This is a genomic window from Rhodohalobacter sp. (genome assembly GCF_041686455.1).
GTDB lineage: Bacteria > Bacteroidota > Rhodothermia > Balneolales > Balneolaceae > Rhodohalobacter.
In genome coordinates this window covers 17043-34409 of record NZ_JAWLDW010000019.1, presented here as the reverse complement: position 1 = coordinate 34409, position 17367 = coordinate 17043, and the positions used below count along the sequence as shown (strand labels likewise).

Sequence of the window (17367 nt, the reverse complement as noted above, 5' to 3'; positions counted from 1 at the left end):
GTTTTATCCTTAATTTTTTGATCAATTCAATAAATTTATGTGGGTTGTAGATGGGCGTATTGTAATTGAAAAAGCTATAAATTTCAAAATTTTATGCTTCATCTTTTTATCAATTGCTCTAATCGTAAGATGCTACCACAATGAGGGTGTGGATCTCTTCAGAGGCTCCGTACTTCTTCTCTAATTCTGGAAATTATTTCTGATGTGACAGGTACTCTTCATTTGCATGGTTTTCAAATCCTTAACCCGTTTTTTGATAGTAAAAAGTAGGCGAAGTTTTGCACATGATACGTATAATATTTACGTTTAATACGTAAACATAACCGATCAGATGAATTGTCATGAAAGAAAAGTTGACTCTTTCCATAGATAAGGAGACTAAAAAGAGAGCTAAACGCCACGCTAAAGCCATGGGCAAAAGTATATCTGAAATAGTCGAAGAGTATTTTAATGAAATTTCCTCTAGTGAAGAATGGAGTCCGCCGGAAGGATCTGTTGTAGAGAAGTTAGCCGGCAGTTTACCTATTGATGACAATCGCTCTTACAAAGAGATCTTAGCAGAAGAATTGCAAAAAAAATACACTGTTGATGAGGATTCTGATTGACAGCGATGTCTGTATCGATTTTCTGACAGGCAGAGCACCACATTTTATGTATGCTCAGAAATTATTCTGGAAGGCTGAAAATAATCAATTGGATGCAGTTGTGAGTCCGGAGTCATTTTCTAATATATTTTATGTGCTTCGCAAATTCTATACTTCAGAACACTTAATTACAAAACTAAATGGAATGCGCTCACTTGTTGAGGTGGCTAACTTAAATGGTTCTGTAATTGACCAGGCATTGAATGCAGGATGGAGTGATTTTGAAGATGCCATTCAACATTTTTACGCAATTGATTCATCATGCGAGGCGATTATAACGAGAAATGAGAGAGACTATAAAAAAGCTAAGCTTCAGGTGTTTACTCCTTTCGAATTGATAGAGCAACTTTGAACCTACCTGTATTATCTAACAGCACTTTATGTAAGTATTTTTTCAATAATCATTCAGCTTACTAAAGACAACAAAAAAAGGAATTCACAAAGAGCATAGTATGCTTTCATGAATTCCTTGAGATAAGATCTTGATCTCGATAGCAGATGTAAATGTCAGAGCTTATTGATGACGCCTGACTCTCTTTCTGCTGTTGCTGCTTTTCTTTCGTTTGCCGTTTCCACTTCCATTGCTTTTGCCACGATTTTTCTGTGACTTTCGCTGCTGCTGTTTTGCAGGCTGCGGAGGATTGTTATCCTGCAGAGGAAACTCATGCTCGTCAATGACGGGAATCTTTTTGCCAATCAGCTTTTCAATGTCTCGCAGATACTCTTTCTCTACGGCATCACAAAAAGAGAGTGCAGTTCCGTCTGCTCCGGCGCGGCCTGTTCGGCCAATACGGTGAACGTAGGTTTCCGGAATATTTGGAATCTCATAATTGATCACGTAATGCAGTTCGTCTACATCAATACCGCGTGCGGCGATATCAGTGGCTACCAGAACCCGAGTCCGCTGATCCTTGAAATTGCCCAGCGCTTTTTGACGGGCCGATTGCGACTTATTGCCGTGAATGGCTTCAGCCTGAATATTTCTGCCGTTCAGCAGTTTTACAACTTTATTCGCGCCATGCTTGGTCCGTGTAAAAACGAGAGCTGATTTGATCTCATCATCCTGAAGCACATCAATCAGCAGATTCTTCTTGTTGCCTTTGTCCACAAAATAGAGTCCCTGCTGAATAGCATCCACGGTAGGAGACTCGGGAGTTACCTCAATTTTGGTTGGATTGTGAAGAATAGAGTTCGACAGTTTAATAATTTCATTTGGCATGGTTGCCGAAAAGAAAAGGTTCTGCCGTTTTTTGGGAAGAACGGCCAGTAACTTTTTGATATCGTTAATAAAACCCATGTCGAGCATGCGGTCGGCCTCATCCAATACAAAAATTTCAATATTAGACAGAGAGATAAATCCCTGGTTCATCAGGTCGAGCAGACGTCCGGGTGTGGCTGTTAAAATATCAACGCCCTGTTTCAGTTTCTTTACCTGACTCTTTTGATTTACACCGCCAAATATTACTGCGGTCTTCAGGCCGGTATATCGGCCATAATTTTGAAAACTTTCATCAATTTGGATGGCCAGTTCGCGGGTTGGTGTAACTATCAGGCTCCTGATATTTCTGTTACGATCCCTGCTTTGGTTCTTGCTTAGGATTTCCAGTATCGGAACAGCAAAAGCGGCTGTTTTACCGGTTCCCGTTTGTGCACATGCTAATAGGTCGGTTCCTTTGAGAGCGACGGGAATGGCTTGAGATTGAATGGGAGTGGGGTTCGTGTATCCTTCTTCTTTTAAAGATCTGAGGACTGGATCTGTTAGATTCAGTGAATTAAATGTCATATAGGGTATAAAATGAAAAAAGCCCGCTTTCAAATTAAAAGCCGGGCTTAAAAATGTGAACTTCAAGGTACGGAATGTTTAGGTGGTATCCATGTTTGGCAGCGGAGCTGCCGGGTGCTCGTACATAGCAGAGCTATGAACGAGGAGTGGCGCCTCACAGCGGAGCTGTGGGCGAGGATGGGTGATGAGTGGTAGGCAAGGTGGTGTATGAAGCAGGGAATGATGGAAGGGGCCTCGTCGGGAGCTCCGCTCCCCGACGAAAACAGACAGCTCTGCTGTTATATTGATACCGGTTACATGTTGCAGTTTACCGTAGAACCAGACGGAGTTGTAAAGGCTGAGCCAATACCGGTTACCCTTTCCCAATAAGATTTTGAACTGTTTAGGTAATCTCTTGCTGATGCAATATCACCGGATCTGCAGTTAATCTCCCCAAGTAATTGGTTTGCTGCCGCTATGTATGGACTCTCTTCATGTCCAATATCACGTAGCAGCCTTATTGCTTCTTGACTGTTCACTTTTGCCTGATCTAATTCTTCCCTTTGTAGTGAGATGGTTGATTTTATCAAAAGGCTTTGAGCCGGGCGAACATCACTTTTTGATGTGGAGATCTCCGCCGATTCATACTCTAAAACATACTGTTCGGCAGCTTCAGAATTACCGTTTTGAATGGCCTGTTCGGCAGAAACCAGAGCAGCTGTAGCCGTATGAGCAGATTTCTTCTCCTTAAAGGAGTCATAAAGCCTGAATACTTCTTCCCTCAACGACTGCGAATCTGAATTCTGAAGTATATTGAGCCTCAGATTTTCCAATTGAAATCCGTCAACATAGTGATTGGTCATCTGATTCGGCAGAGTGTGGAAAAATTGGTCGTAAATTTTTTGTGCATATTCCGGTTGCTGCAGATCTATAGCCATTCTAAAAGCTCTGTAGAGCCAATAGGAGTTCATCGGATTTCCCATCTGATTTTCAGCCTGAATCTCCAGAACTTGTTCTGCAACCAGAAGTGCATCAACTGTACGTCCGGAAAATTCATAGGCTGTGGAGAGATCATAAAGAGCTCTAGCATATCGATAACTTTGGTCGCCATGCTGGTTTTTTGCAAGCTCCGCATTTTGCTCAAGCAGAGGGATTGCTTCATTTGCCTGTGCATTGTAGGAAAGTGCATTGCCATACGTTCCAACAACGGCAAGCTTCATCTGATTTGATAAAGACGACTCATACTCACGGGCAAGATCATAGGCTCTTTCAGCAGCCTCAAGTCCCGCTTCGTAGTTGCCACCCCACTCCTCTAAGTTTTTTAGGGCTGTTAGGTAGTCAATACACTGCAGTGTATACTGTTCCGGGCGGTTACAGGTCAGCTCTGCCGATTGCCTGACTGTTTCAATGGCCTTTGGGGTGTTACCCTTTAGACTGAAAGCATTAGCTAGCATATAGAGAAGTTCACTCTCCATAAGCGTGATGTCTCTGCCTTCCAAATTTTGGATCGACTCGAGTGCCCTATTTGAAACAGATTCGGCTTCGTCCGGTCGTCCGGCTCGCAGCATGGACCCGGAGTACTTTGCTTTAATATCCGCTTCCACCAGTGGATCAAGTTCTATTCCCTCATTGATTAAATCCATTGCTTTGGTCAGGTACTCTTCTGCAAGGGCATCTTCCCGCATCCCCTGATAACTGGCTCCAATCACCCCAAAAAGTTCAGCGGCAAGATCCGGTTTGTCGTTAAGCTCATTTTCTGCAGCAAAAGCTCCCTGATCGATTAAATCCCGAGCGGTTTGAGGCTGTTCAGGATTTGCCCAGGGATTTCCGGCAGTAATCATACTGATTAAAAAATCTTTTACAGCAACCACACGCTCCGAGGCTGCAAGTGCCCGTTCGGCTTCTATTCGGGTTTGATTCGCCTGCCATAAGGTTGCGGTAAAACTGAAAATTAACAGGATGGAAGCCGCCGTGCCGAGCACTACCAGATTACGGTTTCTCTGAACAAACTTTTTGAAACGATATGATTTGGATGGCTTCTTTGCAGAGACCGGTCGGTTCGACAGGTAGTTCTGGATGTCGCGACTGAACTCCACAATGGAGCTGTAACGAAGCTCGGGTTCATAGTGCAAACCCTTTAGAACAATGTCATCAATTTCATCCCTGAGTTGCTGAATCGGTACTTCCGGTTTCTCACTTTTTCGAACAACCGAACGAGGGCTTTTGATGGCCGTATTTTCAAGCTCGGTTCTGATTTCGTGAGGTTCAATTCCTGAAGCAGCGTATGGATGGGCACCGGTCAATAGTTGATAGAGTACGATCGAAAGAGTGTAGATATCAGAAGCAGTTCCAATTCGTTTTCCGGCAATCTGTTCAGGACTTGCATAGGTGATGGTGAAAATGGGTTCATGCTTTTTTGTGATATCGGGTGATTTCTCACCCATAAAATCATCAGACAAGATTTTGGCAATTCCAAAATCGAGAAGTTTTACAATCCCATTCTTTGTGACGAGAATATTGGCAGGTTTGAGATCCCTGTGGATTACCAATTTTTGGTGAGCGAACGTTAATGCATTACATATTTGTAAAAAAAGCTCCATTCGCTCATTTGTGGAGAGGTTATGGTCTTTACAATATTGTGTAATTGGGCTGCCTTCAACATACTCCATTACATAGTAAGGGCGTCCGTTTTCGGTGATGCCGGCATCCAGGATGTGGGTAATGTTTGGGTGATTGAGTTGTGCAAGAATCTGCTGCTCAATTCGGAACCGGCTCAACATATCTTCGCTGTCGAGACCCCGGCGAAGTATTTTTATAGCGACCCTGTTCTTGTATGAATCATCATGCCGTTCAGCGAGATAGACGGTTCCCATACCACCCCGCCCGATGATATCGATAAGCTTGTACTTATCTACAACTGATCCGACAACCGATTCATCCAGGAAATTATTTTTTTCATTTTTAATATCTGTAAGAAATTGTTCCTTCACAAGGTCAGGTTCATCCATCCACCCTTCAGAATGTTGGATGGATTCCAGCATACTCCTTACCTCGTTTAGAAGCTCAACGGATGTTTCACATTCCTTTTTGATGAATGCTTCTCGTTCTTCTATTGGCAGACTGATTGCCCGATCAACAATGGATTCAACTTTTTCCCAATCTAAACTCATGCAAAAATGGATTTTTTGTACGCCAGAAATTTTGGCATAAAGTTGTGAAAACAACTTGAGATTTCACAAATGCGCTGTTTGATGATGCCGTAAATTTAAGTGAATAATATATAATTCGGCACGAGATTTTTCACATTTACTTAGGTGGTTCCTGTTTAAAGTACAGTGAGTAATTGAAAGATCATCGTCAGGAGCTCTGCTCCCCAAAGATAGCAGCCAGTTCAGCTGGCTAATAGTCAAATAGCGTAACCGGTATTAATGACTCCATTCCCAGATAATTACGCATTGAGGAATATCTCCAATCCTCCGGGCGGTCTACAAATCCCCGTTTAACGGGATTGTTATGGATATACTCAATTTTCTGAATCATCATCTCGTCACTGAATATTTGCTTGGGATAATATCCCTCCTGCCAGAGCTGATGTACTGAATCGTTATGAGATGGTTTTTTGGATTTTCTTAGCTTATACAGTTGATAACTGTGTCTGTTCACTGAAAAGGGGTCAACAATGGCTCTCGCCGTCCAGGATTTAAAGGCCTGTATTTGTTGTGGGAGATGATCGTTCTGAAGAATCAAATGAATATGATTCTCCATGATAACGTAAGCATAAACAGTTATGCTTCTCTTGTTTTGAATAAATTCGAGAGCATCCAGAATAACACGTGCGGCAAGTGGATTTGAGAAAATCGGATATCCTTCCACTAAACTGCTTGTTATGAAATATGGATAGTTTGGATCGTAAACCCGGTATCTTGATCGTCCCATAATTCAAATATTTCAGAAAAGTTGATGGTATATGAGTATGAAACTGGATTTTGGATTTCCTTACATAATTTTTGCTGGAGATGGGTTTTGTTTTTGGCAGCGGAGCTGCCGGATGCTCGTTACATAGCAGAGCTATGAACGAGGATGAATACTCGTCGGGAGCTCCACTCCCAGACGAAAAGCAGCCAGCTCTGCTGGCAAAACTTGTTTCTGAAGTTTCAGAAATTCCACTTGATGGATCCGGCGATGACACTCCCGGCGGATGAAAAGGCGGAGTCGTCACTTCCTATAAAGATTTGTGTGAGCAGGTTCACATCGAGGTCCTGCATGGCAGACCAGGTTACGGACGGTGAAATAAACATTGCCTCCTCGTCAGGGTAGAAAATGGTTGCAAGGGAACCATTTAAAATAGGAGAGAAAGGGTAAGAACCCTGTGTGGAAAGCTGAAACTGAGAAAACGATGGATTATCGGCAGTGAGCGGTTCACCTAAGAGGAAAAAATCATTTCGTCCGCCATTCTTGTTGTATAGGGCTTCAACAATCAAAAAGAGACTGTTGTCAAACATATGGTCTACAGTAACTGCGGCAATCAGGTTCGTGGGCTTTTCGTCGGGTAAATCTTCCAGATTCACAAAAAACATCACTTCGCCTTTGAAGCCGGTTTGATTGATGCTTCCGGCCCAACCACCGCCAGCGGCCCATCGATGCTGATAATATCCGGTGATTAACTGAATATCATACCCGCCAGTGTTGAAACCATATAGCATGGCCGCCACTGAATTTTTTACATCCCGGGCGGGACGATAAGCCATTTCAACCCGGGAAGCCCAATCCAAAAAGTACTGTATGCGTATAGCATCGGAACCCGGACGTTCGGGATAGTCAAAATCGTAGAAGGAATAGAGATTAAAGAGGTCGTTAGGATTGGTGATGGTGTTGATTCCCCAATTGACGCGCTGTCGCCCGGCTGTAATCCGCCAATCTCCGCTGTACCAGTCAAGGTTGAGCCGGTCCGGAATGTAATGCAGCAGCCATTTTTCCTGATCCGCAATGAGCCAGGATAGATTCACCAGTCCGTCATCCTGATCGATTGCCTCGGCATAGAACGGAATGTCCTGCACTAGATCGCCGGCAAAAAACCGTGTACGCATCTCCCAGTTAAAGGTTAGATCTGATGAGAGGTACCATTGAAGATTGAGACGATTTTGCAGACGGTACTCCCAGAAGGAATCTTTTTCAAAGGGTGGAGGCAGATCTGCATTAATCCAGACCGGCATTCCCTGAATGTATCCGCTGATATCAATATCATCGGACTGAAACTGCGCCACCGCAGTTGTAGACCAGAATAGAAGCGTTGATATGAGGATTAGGTATTTCACTTATTCAGTTTTACAGTTTAGTAATGTGTCAGTGGTAACAGTTAATTAGTAAAAATTGATTCTCCCCTTGAGGGGAGTACAGCCTTTAGGCTGGGAGGGGTGTTTTAAGATTATGGTATTTAACTGATTGTTAAGAAACCAATGATTAATTACACCCCTCCCATGCTTACGCATGGCCTCCCCTCAAGGGGAGATTTTCTTTTCATCCTTATCTATCGCACCATCCACCATCGTGATTACTCTCCGGGCGCGATCGATCACTCGCTGATCATGCGTTGAGAAGATAAATGTGACGTTTTCCTCCCGGTTCATCTTCTCCATCATATCCAGCAGGTTCATGGCGGATTTTGTATCCAGATTCGCGGTCGGTTCATCTGCCAGAATGAATTTTGGCCGGGACGCCAATGCCCGCGCAACGGCTACCCGTTGCTGTTCGCCGCCTGATAATTCCTTCGGACGGGAGTTTATTTTGTTCTTCAAACCCATTGCAGAGAGTAACTCATTGGCTCTCTCGTTCATCTCTTTTTTGCTTCGTTTTTGAAGCAACATGATGAAGGTTACATTTTCATAGGCGGTAAAGACCGGAATTAGGTTGTATGCCTGAAAAACGAATCCAATGTTGTTGAGCCGGAACTCAATCAGTTTACTCTCTTTCATACCTGTAATTTTGATATCACCAATTTCTACATGGCCTTCAGTTGGGTTGTCGAGTCCGCCAATCATGTTGAGCAGGGTAGTTTTACCCGAGCCTGATGGTCCGCGCACCGTAGTAAATTCGCCTTCTTCAAATTCAAGGTTTACATCCCGAAGGGCGTGCACCGGAACGGAATCCGGATTGTAGACTTTTGAAAGATTGTGTGTTGTAATTATGGACATGGTTTTCAGTTTTTCAGTGTGTCACGAATCAGTGTGTCAGTGTGAGTAGTTCTACAGTGTGTTTAAAATTTCTGACACACTGTTGTCACTGAACACTGATTCACTGTTAAGTTTATTCCCGAACAACTTCTCCGGGTACGAGTTTAAGGGCTTTAAGCGCCGGATATATAGCTGCGAGCAGCGCCGTTGCAATGACTAAAAACATGACATATAAATACTCTTCCGGGTTAATATAGGGATAGACCACGGCTCCGTACCCCCAGATCTCAAAAGAATCACCGCCGATAGCCGTTAAATCCAGACCGTTTCTATTGAAATAATTAACGGTCAGATATCCAACAAACATCCCGACTGCTGCGCCGGTAAGGGTTAGCATAACTGACTCGAGCATGATCATCGTAAAAACTCTAACCTTATTCATCCCGATGGCCATCAGCATGCCCAGTTCACGCATTCGTTCAAAAATGGCCATGGTCATAGTGTTCAAAATTCCAAAGGCGAGAGCGAACAGTATCACAATCATGATGTAAAACATGTAGCTTCCGCTGGCTTGTGTCATATATCGCATTTCCGGGGAGAGTTCGATCCAGGTCTCAGCGGTAACCCCACTGAATTCTTCGTTTATGTCTGATACAAGCTCTTCTCCCTGTTCACGATCGTGAAGCATAATTGTAATTTCATGATAAAGAGGTCGGTTGGCAACTAAATCCGACAGATCGTCCCTGTTTACATATACCGTCTGTTCATCATAAAGATTTTGCCCGGTTCTGAAAACACCGCTTACAGTAAAGGCTCCCGATGTTATCTCATTCTCAATATTCTGGAAGGTGAGTACAATCCGGTCACCGATCTCTACATTCAGTTTGTTGATTAACTTTTGCCCGATAAAAACAGGATTGCGAAGTTCACTGTTGAGATATTCACCCTCTGTTAAATTTTGATGAAATGTTGTGGTTTCTCTCTCCATCTCTTTGTCTACTCCAAAAATGCGAACACCGGAAGTAGTGGCAGCCGACTGAATCATTCCATCCAATAGTGTGCGGGAGCTGTAGGATTGAACTCTGGAGTCGGTTTCTAAAAATGTGATGATTTCATCATGTGGTTCGATGTACATTCCCGGTTCCCTTTCAGTCAAAAATTCCGGATGATGAATCTGCGCATGCGTCAGTTCTTCATTAATCACATTATTCACCCTTTGCTCGATCAATCCATTCGCCCATGATGATACCATGATTCCGGCCCACATCCCGGCTACGATGGAAGCAATCAGAACGCCGCTCCGTCCGGGATGTCTCCATATGTTACGCCATGCTATGGATAAGAGCATTTTCATAGTCGTATAAACGGGATTTACATTTTTGATTCAAGAATATTCATTCTGGCAATTTTTAAAGTAGGGTAGAGACAAATTATCGTGGTAATGATGAAGATGGCGGCTCCCTGCAGGATGTATATTTCCGGTGAAAATGTGACTTCCATCGTTGCTTCAAAGCCAAAGTCGTTCATCAGTTCTGCCATATCTCCGGTAAACTCAATTGGGTTGATGTAAAAGTACAATATAACGAGTGAACCCAGTGTAAAACCCGAGAGTACTCCCAGAATGCTGATGAAAAATGTTTCTATAAAAACGACAAATGCCAGTTTGCTTCGATACATACCGACTGATAGTAGAATGCCGAACTCTCGTCTTCGTTCAAGAGTCATTGTTAGAATAGTTCCGAAGATTCCAAAACCAATGACCACATAGAGAATCCAAAGCATGATTCGACCCGAGAGTTCATCAAATTCAATTGCTTCAATCAGTTCGGGCATCATCTCCTGCCATGTAAGCACACGCAGCTCGTTTTCTGATACGGTTTGGGAGAGTGACGTAGCAATCTGATTGACTTGATCCGTATGTTCCGGAACTACAACCAGGTTCGTAACCATCTCTTCTGCTGAAATCATCCACTGCATATCCTCAAGCGACAGGTATACAATTTGGTTGTCCATTTCCCGGATTGGATATTCAATCAACCCGCTGACCTCAAACAGTCCGGATGCCGTCACCCCAAATCGACCCTGTCCCAGAAGGACAAGTGTATCTCCGACGGCCAGATTTAATCGTCCGGCTAACCCTTCACCCAAAACAGCTTTTCGTTGACCGGACCGGCTGAATTCTCCTTCAGTCAAACGATCCCTTAATTGATTGAACTGATCCTCTTTTTCGATATTGATTCCCAATACCATAGCCCCGCGTGTAATCTCCTCACCGGCAGCAAGCATAAAGGTTTCGACCCGTGGAATCAGGTAGTCTGCATTTTCGTGAGAGGAGAGAATTTTCTGCTCCAGATCATCATTATAGAGGAAAGCGTTATCGGGTGAGGGTTCATCTCTATACCGGTAATCCTGGATCTGGATATACCCGGTTTGAAAACTGGTCATGTTGTCCAGGAGCTGTTGGCGGGTTCCTTGCCCCAGCGATTCCATGAATAGCGCAGCAACCACAGCAAACATAATCGAGCTGACGGTAATCAGCGTCCGCCGCTTATTCCTCCATAAATTCCGCCACGCCAATTTTAGGTACATTATTTTTCAGTGTGTCAGTTATACAGTGTCAACAGTTTTCAGTTCAATCATGAGTAAAAGTGGCAGTTTAAGAAAAACCTTTTCTGACGTACTGATGGTACATGTAGACATATGAACTGCTTTAAACTGTAAGGATTATGTGATTTTTGGTTCATATAAGAAACCAATCTTAATAATAAATCAAGTTAGTTATGGATAATAATCTTTATAAAAAATCATATGCGTTTGCTGTTCGGGTAGTTAAATCATATCAATTTCTTAGTAATGAAAAACGTGAGTTTATTCTGTCAAAGCAGCTTTTGCGTAGCGGAACCAGTATAGGAGCCAATATTGCCGAAGCAAATGGTGCTATCTCAAAAGCTGATTTTTCTGCCAAACTATACATTTCCTATAAAGAGTGCCTGGAAACAAAGTACTGGCTGTCATTATTAAAAGACACCGGTTTCATTAATCAAAAAATATTTCAAAGTATGCACGATGACGCCGATGAATTAGCAAAAATTCTCTATACAATTCTCAATAAAACAAGAAAAAGAAGATGAATAATTATTCAGATTGACAGTGTAAATATTGCAACAAAGTGTCAGCTTACATATCTGACACACTGTTGCCACTGAAACACTGTTCACTGTTCACCTCACTCTCCTCATATTCTGTTGTGTAAAAAATGACCGATCGATATCAATATCAAACTCCAGGTGGTTGTATTTCAAAATTGTTCTTTGATCAGGTTTATCGGCAGGTGCCATAATCATTCTGGTTGGAAAAACGCGCCCGTCCATCTCTTCAATTTCCTTGAAATTGAGTGTATTGGCAAGTTCATCCCGTTGATTATAGTTCTCCTCTTTCAATAAAATGTAGTGCTCTTTATCAACCCAAATCAGCACTTTACCCCATACAATAGCAGCGTCTGGTTTGGGGATTAGTTCTAAAACCCACGTTTCCCTGTCATCCAGGGTCTCTTCCCGTAAAATGGAGTGATCGTAATCCTCAAGTGTAGAACTTTCACGTACCAGATCATCATTGGTAAAATCGGATCCCATCCACGACTGCGACATCATAGATGGAGGCATTTTTACTGTGCGATCGATATTGGGAACGTAATTCCAGATTTCATTTTCACGCTTTAGAAATGCAGTTCCCCGGTCGCGGGCCGGATCGGTGATCAGAATCAGAGAGAAATCTTCACCCAGTGCCCATGCCTTCATGCTCATTTCCCGTTCATATCGGGGCCGTTCAATCGTCATTGTCATCTCTGCGTAGCTCGACTCTCCACGCATTACATCTTCCATACGGTTGATGATCTCATCAGCTGTTTGGGCGTGGGAAACGGATACAGCGAAGGGCAGTAGAATAATTGGAAGCGCTTTTTTAAAAAGATCCATAAAATCTCTCCGGCTAAATGAATTGGGAGTCTTAGTTTGATTTGGCGTATTCGATCTGTTCTACCAGATGCTGAACCCAAAGTTCAATTTTCAGGTCAATCTGTTTAAACAGCGATACATTCTCTTCGGTTTTGCTATGTTGAATGCTCTTTTCTGTTTTCATTGTACTGATGGATAATTTTCTGCTTATCGTTTTCCCACTGTTTGATGATCCCATCAAGCTGATCACCGATCCAGTAATGAAATATTGAAGCTTCGGTCAGCCAGTCTGAGGTGTCATCATCTCTTTCTTTCAGATCGTCTCCTTTCTGTAAAATTTCAGCCAGTTCTGTAAACTGACCTATTCGCTGACGAATCAAATCCCCAATTTTCACTTTGCTGATCCGGTAATAGGTTTTTCGATCACCGGGTAAGCTGAGAGCTTCAGCCATTCCTGTTTGAACCAACTGTTTCATGGTTCCGCTAATACTACCCTTACTCGCTTTCAGGGCTTCTCTGATCTGGTCGAATGAGACATGATCTTCATCACAAACCACCAGATAACCGAAAGCACGACCGGCCATTCGAGTCAGTCCAAGCTTGTCGAATAGAAGTCCGCACTCTTCGATATACATCAGTTTTTCGTTATCCATACCAAAAAGTTACAGAGAAGTTTATTTAGTTCAAAAATTAATGAACCAAATAAGTGTATGCATTTTGCTCGGGAAGTACTTCGACTGTTTTAAAACGCAAGACTTTCTAAATGAACACCAACGGTGAAATGGATGAATGTCTCCCTATTCCGTAAGAATAACCTGATTATAGGTAAAGAAAACCCGATTAATGCCCGCTCCATTGGAGCGTCCTGTATAATTATTCTGGAGGTTGTCCATGATTAAGGAAGCACCTAAAGGAGCTTTGATGTTATCATTCCATTTGAATGCTAAAAACAGAAAACTCCTCCGGAGTTTTTGAAGCTATGAGATAATCAAATAATCAATCGTGAGCGTTGTCATCTGAAAAACATCAATCATATTTGGGATTCTACTGGATTATGAATTAAACAGAGCACTGAATTAGATGGATTTTTGGATTGAAACTATCACTCGTGGCACGACTCTAAGTCGTGCCACGAGTATTTTTACGTGTATTGTTCTCAAGAAAAAATCCGCAAAGCCTTTCGACCTTGCGGATTTTTAAAATTATCAATTTGTGATGCTGGTGCTATTTTAGATGTTTTTCAAAGAATTCAAATATCCGGAGATACTCATCATGCCAGGAGTTCGGGCTGGTGAATCCGTGACGTTCGGATGGATAAATCATCATCTCGAAATTGGTATTGCCGTTTTGAATCAGCTCATCGGCATATTGGAATGCATCCTGAGCACCTACGTTATCGTCAATCAAACCGTGAAGTAAAATAACAGGTCGTTCCAGGTCCGGCGCGTAGGTGAGCGGTGAACTACGATCGTAATGTTCAGGAACTTCCTCGGGATCACCAAGTCTTGGCAGGGTATACCAGGGATTCGCGTAATAGTAATTTCGCCAGTTGGAAACTTTCCGAAGTGCTGCTGCAGCGTGGAAACGGTCGGGAGCATCAGAAACGGCATAGAGTGCCATGAAACCGCCATAACTTCCACCGTAGATTCCAACGTTATCAAGGTCGAGAGCTCCGTTGGTTTTCTCCTGAACCCAATCGAGTCCGTCTACAATATCTTCTACTTCGTATTTACCCATCCAATTGGTTACATCCTCACGGAATTTACGTCCGTAACCGGTACTGTGGCGGAAATCAACCTCTACAACCACATAGCCTTGATTTAGCAAATATTGATGAAACATGTATTCGCGCCAGTAATTATTAGACCATCCTTTGTAGACATTTTGGAGGGATCCTGCTCCGTGTGCAAAGACAACCACAGGATATTGACGGTTTGTATCAAAGTTTTTCGGGTACAAGACAGACATCGAAAGGTCGGTTACACCATCCCTTCCGGTAAATCGTACATACTCTTCCTGTTGCCAATTGTAATCATAAAATGAATCCGGAACTGAATGGGTAAGCTGTATTTCCTCTTCCGGATTTTCCAGGTCGATCATATAAAGATCATACGGTTCATTAAAATAAGTTTTTGCATAAACCAGCTTGGTGTTGTCATCAGATAACCGGAACTGATATCGGTATGCTTCGTCTGAAGTCAGCTGTTCAACAGAGCCATCACGAAGATTATGAATGAATATGTGTCGTTCTCCATAATCTGCTTCGTTATTTGCATAAATGATGGTCTGATCGTCCAGCCAATTTGCCCATGTGATTTCAAAATCTCCCTCAGTCAACTGTTCAACTGTACCTGTGGCTAGATTTGCGATGTAGATATGATTCCACCCTGACTGTTCAGAACGGATCATCAGCCGATCTGTTCGCTGAGCAAATGATATGGACGTACCCGAAAGCCATCCGTCTGTTTCCTCTTCAAAAATAACAGATCGACTCTCATTTTGATGATCATACACAATGACTTTTCTATGCTTTAAAGCTGCATCACTGGAATCTTTCACAGAGAAATTCCCTGAAAAACTACCGGCCGCGGAGCTTCTTTGTACTCCGGAGGAGAGGGTGTCGATATCCATAGTGGAGAGATCAGCTGAATAAAAAGCTACGGATGGAATTCCTCGCTGAGAACCGCCCGGTTCTACGAATTCATCAACGTATTCAGGGAAATAGATGGTTTTGGCGTCCGAATTGTCAGTTTGTCTCAGAATCAATCTGTTATTACCGGACCAATCCTGAATAAAAATACCCGGTGCATCCGAAGCTCGCTTGGTTACCTGGATGAGTTCTGGGCGGGTCACATCAGTTACCCAGACATCACCACTTCTTACAAAAGCCAGTTTGCGGCTGTTGGGCGACCAAACCGGTGTAATGTCATTCTCTTGACTGGCTATAATCCGGCGTTCGTTACTCCAGTCACTGTTAGCAACGTAGATATTTCCATCTTTTGTGTAAGAGATGAGGCGGCCGTTGGGTGATCTTGTGAAACTCGTAAAATCGTCGTCATCAACCGGTTCCGGTTCACTGCCGCTGAGAGCCATTTTGTACAAGCCAGTGTCGAAATATGATGAATCATTCCACGAGAAGTAGAGAGTATCCTGTGTGGCACTAAAAGATCTGAATGAAGGGCGAATTCCCGGTAACACAGGCTCATGAAAAATCTGCTCAAAAATGAGGTTTTCCGGCACATCTTGTGATTGAACCGGAGTAAACAGAAGACCAGACATTAAAGCAGAGACAAAAAGGTAGCTTAGTAGTCGCATATGGGATGGTTTAGATTTTAAAGTGATGTAAAAATAGAAAAATGAATGGTATCAGAAAGAGGAATTGCATTTAAATAGTTCTGTATCGAAATTTTTTACATAAAAAAGGCGCAATACATTGAATGCATTGCGCCCGTATATTTTTTAAGAAAAATGATTACTCAGCAGTTACAGCCTCATCAACCTCTTTAAATACAATAGGTTTAATCGCTTCAAATGCATTCAGGGTTTTCTGAATATGTTCATCGGTATGGCCTGCCATTGGAATCAACCGAAGGAGAACAACACCTTTTGGAACAACGGGGTAGGCTACACCACTAACAAATATTCCGTGCTCTTCACGCATTTCCCGCATGATCGTTTGAGCCAGTTCTGTACTGCCCTCCGTTAAAACAGGCGTAACCGGGCTCTCTGACGGCAGCACATTATACCCCAAGTCTATCAGTCCGGTTCGAAGTTTTCGTGTGTTTTCCCACAATTGATCGCGCCACTGTGGATTCTGACGAATCAGTTTAATTCGTTCACGAGCAGAAACCACAATCGGCATAGGAAGTGATTTTGCAAAAATCTGACTTCTTGTGTTGGCTTTCAAAAACTCAATAACCCGAGGTTCTGCAGCAACAAAGGCGCCGATCAAAGCTACAGCCTTGGCAAATGTTCCGAAATAGATGTCAATTCCATCGTGGCAGCCAAGTTGTGTTCCTGCACCCGATCCATCTTCTCCCAATGTTCCAAAACCGTGAGCATCATCAACAAGGAGTCTGAATGGGTATTTCTCTTTGAGAGCGATGATCTCCTTCAGTTTTCCGAGATCTCCGGTCATACCAAAAACCCCCTCCGTCACAACCAGGATAGAAGAGTTGGGCTTCATTTTACTTGAAGCACGTTTCAGCTGTTTTTCAAGACTTTCCAGATCGTTATGCTTAAAAACGGATTTCTCAGCCATGGCCAGCTGCTTTCCGTCAACAATACAAGCGTGGCTCAGTTCATCATAAATCAAAAAGTCATTTCGGTCAACCAGCGCGTGAATTACGCTCATAATACCCTGATAGCCATAGTTCAGCAAAAGAGCTTCCGGTTTGTGAACAAAATCGGCCAGTTCACGTTCAAGGGCTTCATGTTCATCAGAATTTCCGGTCATCAATCGGGCACCCATCGGGGCACTCAGGCCATATTTCTCTGCGGCATTTTTGTCCACCTCCCGGATATGCGGATGATTCCCAACACTCAGGTAGTCGTTTACGCTCCAAACCACTACGTCATTACCGTTAAATTTCATTTCCGGACCAATGGGACCTTCAAGTTTTGGAAATGTGTAGTAGCCGTAGCCGTTTGAAGTGAATTCCCCAAGTGGTCCTGGCCGAGTTACTAGCTTGTCAAATAAATCCATAAAAAATGAGGTTTCAACGGGTAAATTTTGAGACCCGATAAATTATTTAAAAGTAGATAATATTGATTATGTCCAATCAATAATCCATTGAATCTAATGAAAAAAGGTGTTTGAAAACAAACATCAAACAAAG

At 43.0% G+C, this 17367-nt stretch carries 16 protein-coding genes; 4 read left to right on the top strand and 12 right to left on the bottom strand.

The window, feature by feature from the left end; translation table 11 throughout:
- The first annotated feature begins 341 nt into the window (after positions 1 to 341).
- Together ACESM0_RS04330 and ACESM0_RS04325 are read left to right on the top strand one after the other, a co-directional pair.
- Entirely contained in the window at positions 342 to 605 is a 264-nt protein-coding gene (locus tag ACESM0_RS04330; protein ID WP_101073317.1) for a DUF6364 family protein, read from the top strand.
- On the top strand, positions 589 to 996 hold the full coding sequence (locus tag ACESM0_RS04325) for a type II toxin-antitoxin system VapC family toxin (RefSeq protein WP_372903999.1): 408 nt from the start codon (positions 589 to 591) through the stop codon (positions 994 to 996). Before ACESM0_RS04330 ends, ACESM0_RS04325 begins: the two co-directional genes overlap by 17 nt.
- A gap of 162 nt (positions 997 to 1158) precedes the next feature.
- On the opposite strand, the gene ACESM0_RS04320 is transcribed toward ACESM0_RS04325, so the two are convergent.
- The 3 genes from ACESM0_RS04320 to ACESM0_RS04310 form a co-directional block, all read right to left on the bottom strand.
- A complete protein-coding gene (locus ACESM0_RS04320) occupies positions 1159 to 2427 on the bottom strand; it encodes a DEAD/DEAH box helicase (protein WP_372904001.1) in 1269 nt (422 codons plus the stop codon).
- Between the two features lie 293 nt (positions 2428 to 2720).
- Positions 2721 to 5576 (bottom strand): serine/threonine protein kinase, encoded by a 2856-nt coding sequence (locus ACESM0_RS04315; protein ID WP_372903997.1) that lies wholly within the window; start codon positions 5574 to 5576, stop codon positions 2721 to 2723.
- 229 nt (positions 5577 to 5805) lie between these two features.
- Positions 5806 to 6342, bottom strand: a complete 537-nt coding sequence (locus tag ACESM0_RS04310; protein ID WP_372903995.1) for an REP-associated tyrosine transposase — start codon at positions 6340 to 6342, stop codon at positions 5806 to 5808.
- 80 nt (positions 6343 to 6422) lie between these two features.
- Here ACESM0_RS04310 and ACESM0_RS04305 point away from each other — a divergent pair, with 80 nt between their 5' ends.
- Entirely contained in the window at positions 6423 to 6608 is a 186-nt protein-coding gene (locus ACESM0_RS04305) for a hypothetical protein (RefSeq protein ID WP_372903994.1), read from the top strand.
- Here ACESM0_RS04305 and ACESM0_RS04300 read toward each other — a convergent pair.
- From ACESM0_RS04300 to ACESM0_RS04285, 4 genes are all read right to left on the bottom strand, one after another.
- Positions 6561 to 7721: a hypothetical protein gene (locus ACESM0_RS04300; RefSeq protein ID WP_372903992.1), complete on the bottom strand. Its 1161-nt coding sequence runs from the start codon at positions 7719 to 7721 to the stop codon at positions 6561 to 6563. The genes ACESM0_RS04305 and ACESM0_RS04300 overlap by 48 nt on opposite strands.
- 183 nt (positions 7722 to 7904) lie before the next feature.
- Positions 7905 to 8597 (bottom strand): ABC transporter ATP-binding protein, encoded by a 693-nt coding sequence (locus tag ACESM0_RS04295; RefSeq protein WP_372903990.1) that lies wholly within the window; start codon positions 8595 to 8597, stop codon positions 7905 to 7907.
- 112 nt (positions 8598 to 8709) lie between these two features.
- A complete protein-coding gene (locus ACESM0_RS04290) occupies positions 8710 to 9930 on the bottom strand; it encodes an ABC transporter permease (protein WP_372903988.1) in 1221 nt (406 codons plus the stop codon).
- Between the two features lie 17 nt (positions 9931 to 9947).
- Positions 9948 to 11165, bottom strand: coding sequence for an ABC transporter permease (locus ACESM0_RS04285; RefSeq protein WP_372903987.1), 1218 nt, complete (start codon positions 11163 to 11165; stop codon positions 9948 to 9950).
- Between the two features lie 191 nt (positions 11166 to 11356).
- Between ACESM0_RS04285 and ACESM0_RS04280 the strand changes: the two genes are divergently transcribed.
- Positions 11357 to 11707: a four helix bundle protein gene (locus ACESM0_RS04280; RefSeq protein WP_372903985.1), complete on the top strand. Its 351-nt coding sequence runs from the start codon at positions 11357 to 11359 to the stop codon at positions 11705 to 11707.
- Between the two features lie 90 nt (positions 11708 to 11797).
- Here the strand turns inward: ACESM0_RS04280 and ACESM0_RS04275 are convergent, their stop codons facing one another.
- The 5 genes from ACESM0_RS04275 to ACESM0_RS04255 all read right to left on the bottom strand — a co-directional run bounded on the left by ACESM0_RS04275 (position 11798) and on the right by ACESM0_RS04255 (position 17234).
- The gene (locus ACESM0_RS04275) at positions 11798 to 12550 is read right to left on the bottom strand and encodes an outer membrane lipoprotein-sorting protein (RefSeq protein ID WP_372903983.1); all 753 of its coding nucleotides are present in this window, start codon (positions 12548 to 12550) and stop codon (positions 11798 to 11800) included.
- A 31-nt stretch (positions 12551 to 12581) separates the two neighbouring features.
- Entirely contained in the window at positions 12582 to 12713 is a 132-nt protein-coding gene (locus ACESM0_RS04270; RefSeq protein ID WP_372903981.1) for a hypothetical protein, read from the bottom strand.
- Positions 12685 to 13182 carry a GbsR/MarR family transcriptional regulator gene (locus ACESM0_RS04265; RefSeq protein WP_101073329.1) on the bottom strand — a complete coding sequence of 166 codons (498 nt, stop codon included), beginning with the start codon at positions 13180 to 13182 and terminating at the stop codon, positions 12685 to 12687. Before ACESM0_RS04265 ends, ACESM0_RS04270 begins: the two co-directional genes overlap by 29 nt.
- Before the next feature lie 571 nt (positions 13183 to 13753).
- A complete protein-coding gene (locus ACESM0_RS04260; protein ID WP_372903979.1) occupies positions 13754 to 15844 on the bottom strand; it encodes a S9 family peptidase in 2091 nt (696 codons plus the stop codon).
- 157 nt (positions 15845 to 16001) lie between these two features.
- Positions 16002 to 17234 (bottom strand): aminotransferase class I/II-fold pyridoxal phosphate-dependent enzyme, encoded by a 1233-nt coding sequence (locus ACESM0_RS04255; protein WP_372903977.1) that lies wholly within the window; start codon positions 17232 to 17234, stop codon positions 16002 to 16004.
- Between the last annotated feature and the right edge of the window lie 133 nt (positions 17235 to 17367).

What these genes read in the sequence shown, in the direction of transcription:
- ACESM0_RS04330 (WP_101073317.1), top strand. Translation starts at nt 342, where the DNA reads ATGAAAGAAAAGTTGACTCTTTCCATAGATAAGGAGACTAAAAAGAGA.
- ACESM0_RS04325 (WP_372903999.1), top strand. Translation starts at nt 589, where the DNA reads ATGAGGATTCTGATTGACAGCGATGTCTGTATCGATTTTCTGACAGGC.
- ACESM0_RS04320 (WP_372904001.1), bottom strand. Translation starts at nt 2,427, where the DNA reads ATGACATTTAATTCACTGAATCTAACAGATCCAGTCCTCAGATCTTTA.
- ACESM0_RS04315 (WP_372903997.1), bottom strand. Translation starts at nt 5,576, where the DNA reads ATGAGTTTAGATTGGGAAAAAGTTGAATCCATTGTTGATCGGGCAATC.
- ACESM0_RS04310 (WP_372903995.1), bottom strand. Translation starts at nt 6,342, where the DNA reads ATGGGACGATCAAGATACCGGGTTTACGATCCAAACTATCCATATTTC.
- ACESM0_RS04305 (WP_372903994.1), top strand. Translation starts at nt 6,423, where the DNA reads ATGGGTTTTGTTTTTGGCAGCGGAGCTGCCGGATGCTCGTTACATAGC.
- ACESM0_RS04295 (WP_372903990.1), bottom strand. Translation starts at nt 8,597, where the DNA reads ATGTCCATAATTACAACACACAATCTTTCAAAAGTCTACAATCCGGAT.
- ACESM0_RS04290 (WP_372903988.1), bottom strand. Translation starts at nt 9,930, where the DNA reads ATGAAAATGCTCTTATCCATAGCATGGCGTAACATATGGAGACATCCC.
- ACESM0_RS04285 (WP_372903987.1), bottom strand. Translation starts at nt 11,165, where the DNA reads ATGTACCTAAAATTGGCGTGGCGGAATTTATGGAGGAATAAGCGGCGG.
- ACESM0_RS04280 (WP_372903985.1), top strand. Translation starts at nt 11,357, where the DNA reads ATGGATAATAATCTTTATAAAAAATCATATGCGTTTGCTGTTCGGGTA.
- ACESM0_RS04275 (WP_372903983.1), bottom strand. Translation starts at nt 12,550, where the DNA reads ATGGATCTTTTTAAAAAAGCGCTTCCAATTATTCTACTGCCCTTCGCT.
- ACESM0_RS04270 (WP_372903981.1), bottom strand. Translation starts at nt 12,713, where the DNA reads ATGAAAACAGAAAAGAGCATTCAACATAGCAAAACCGAAGAGAATGTA.
- ACESM0_RS04265 (WP_101073329.1), bottom strand. Translation starts at nt 13,182, where the DNA reads ATGGATAACGAAAAACTGATGTATATCGAAGAGTGCGGACTTCTATTC.
- ACESM0_RS04260 (WP_372903979.1), bottom strand. Translation starts at nt 15,844, where the DNA reads ATGCGACTACTAAGCTACCTTTTTGTCTCTGCTTTAATGTCTGGTCTT.
- ACESM0_RS04255 (WP_372903977.1), bottom strand. Translation starts at nt 17,234, where the DNA reads ATGGATTTATTTGACAAGCTAGTAACTCGGCCAGGACCACTTGGGGAA.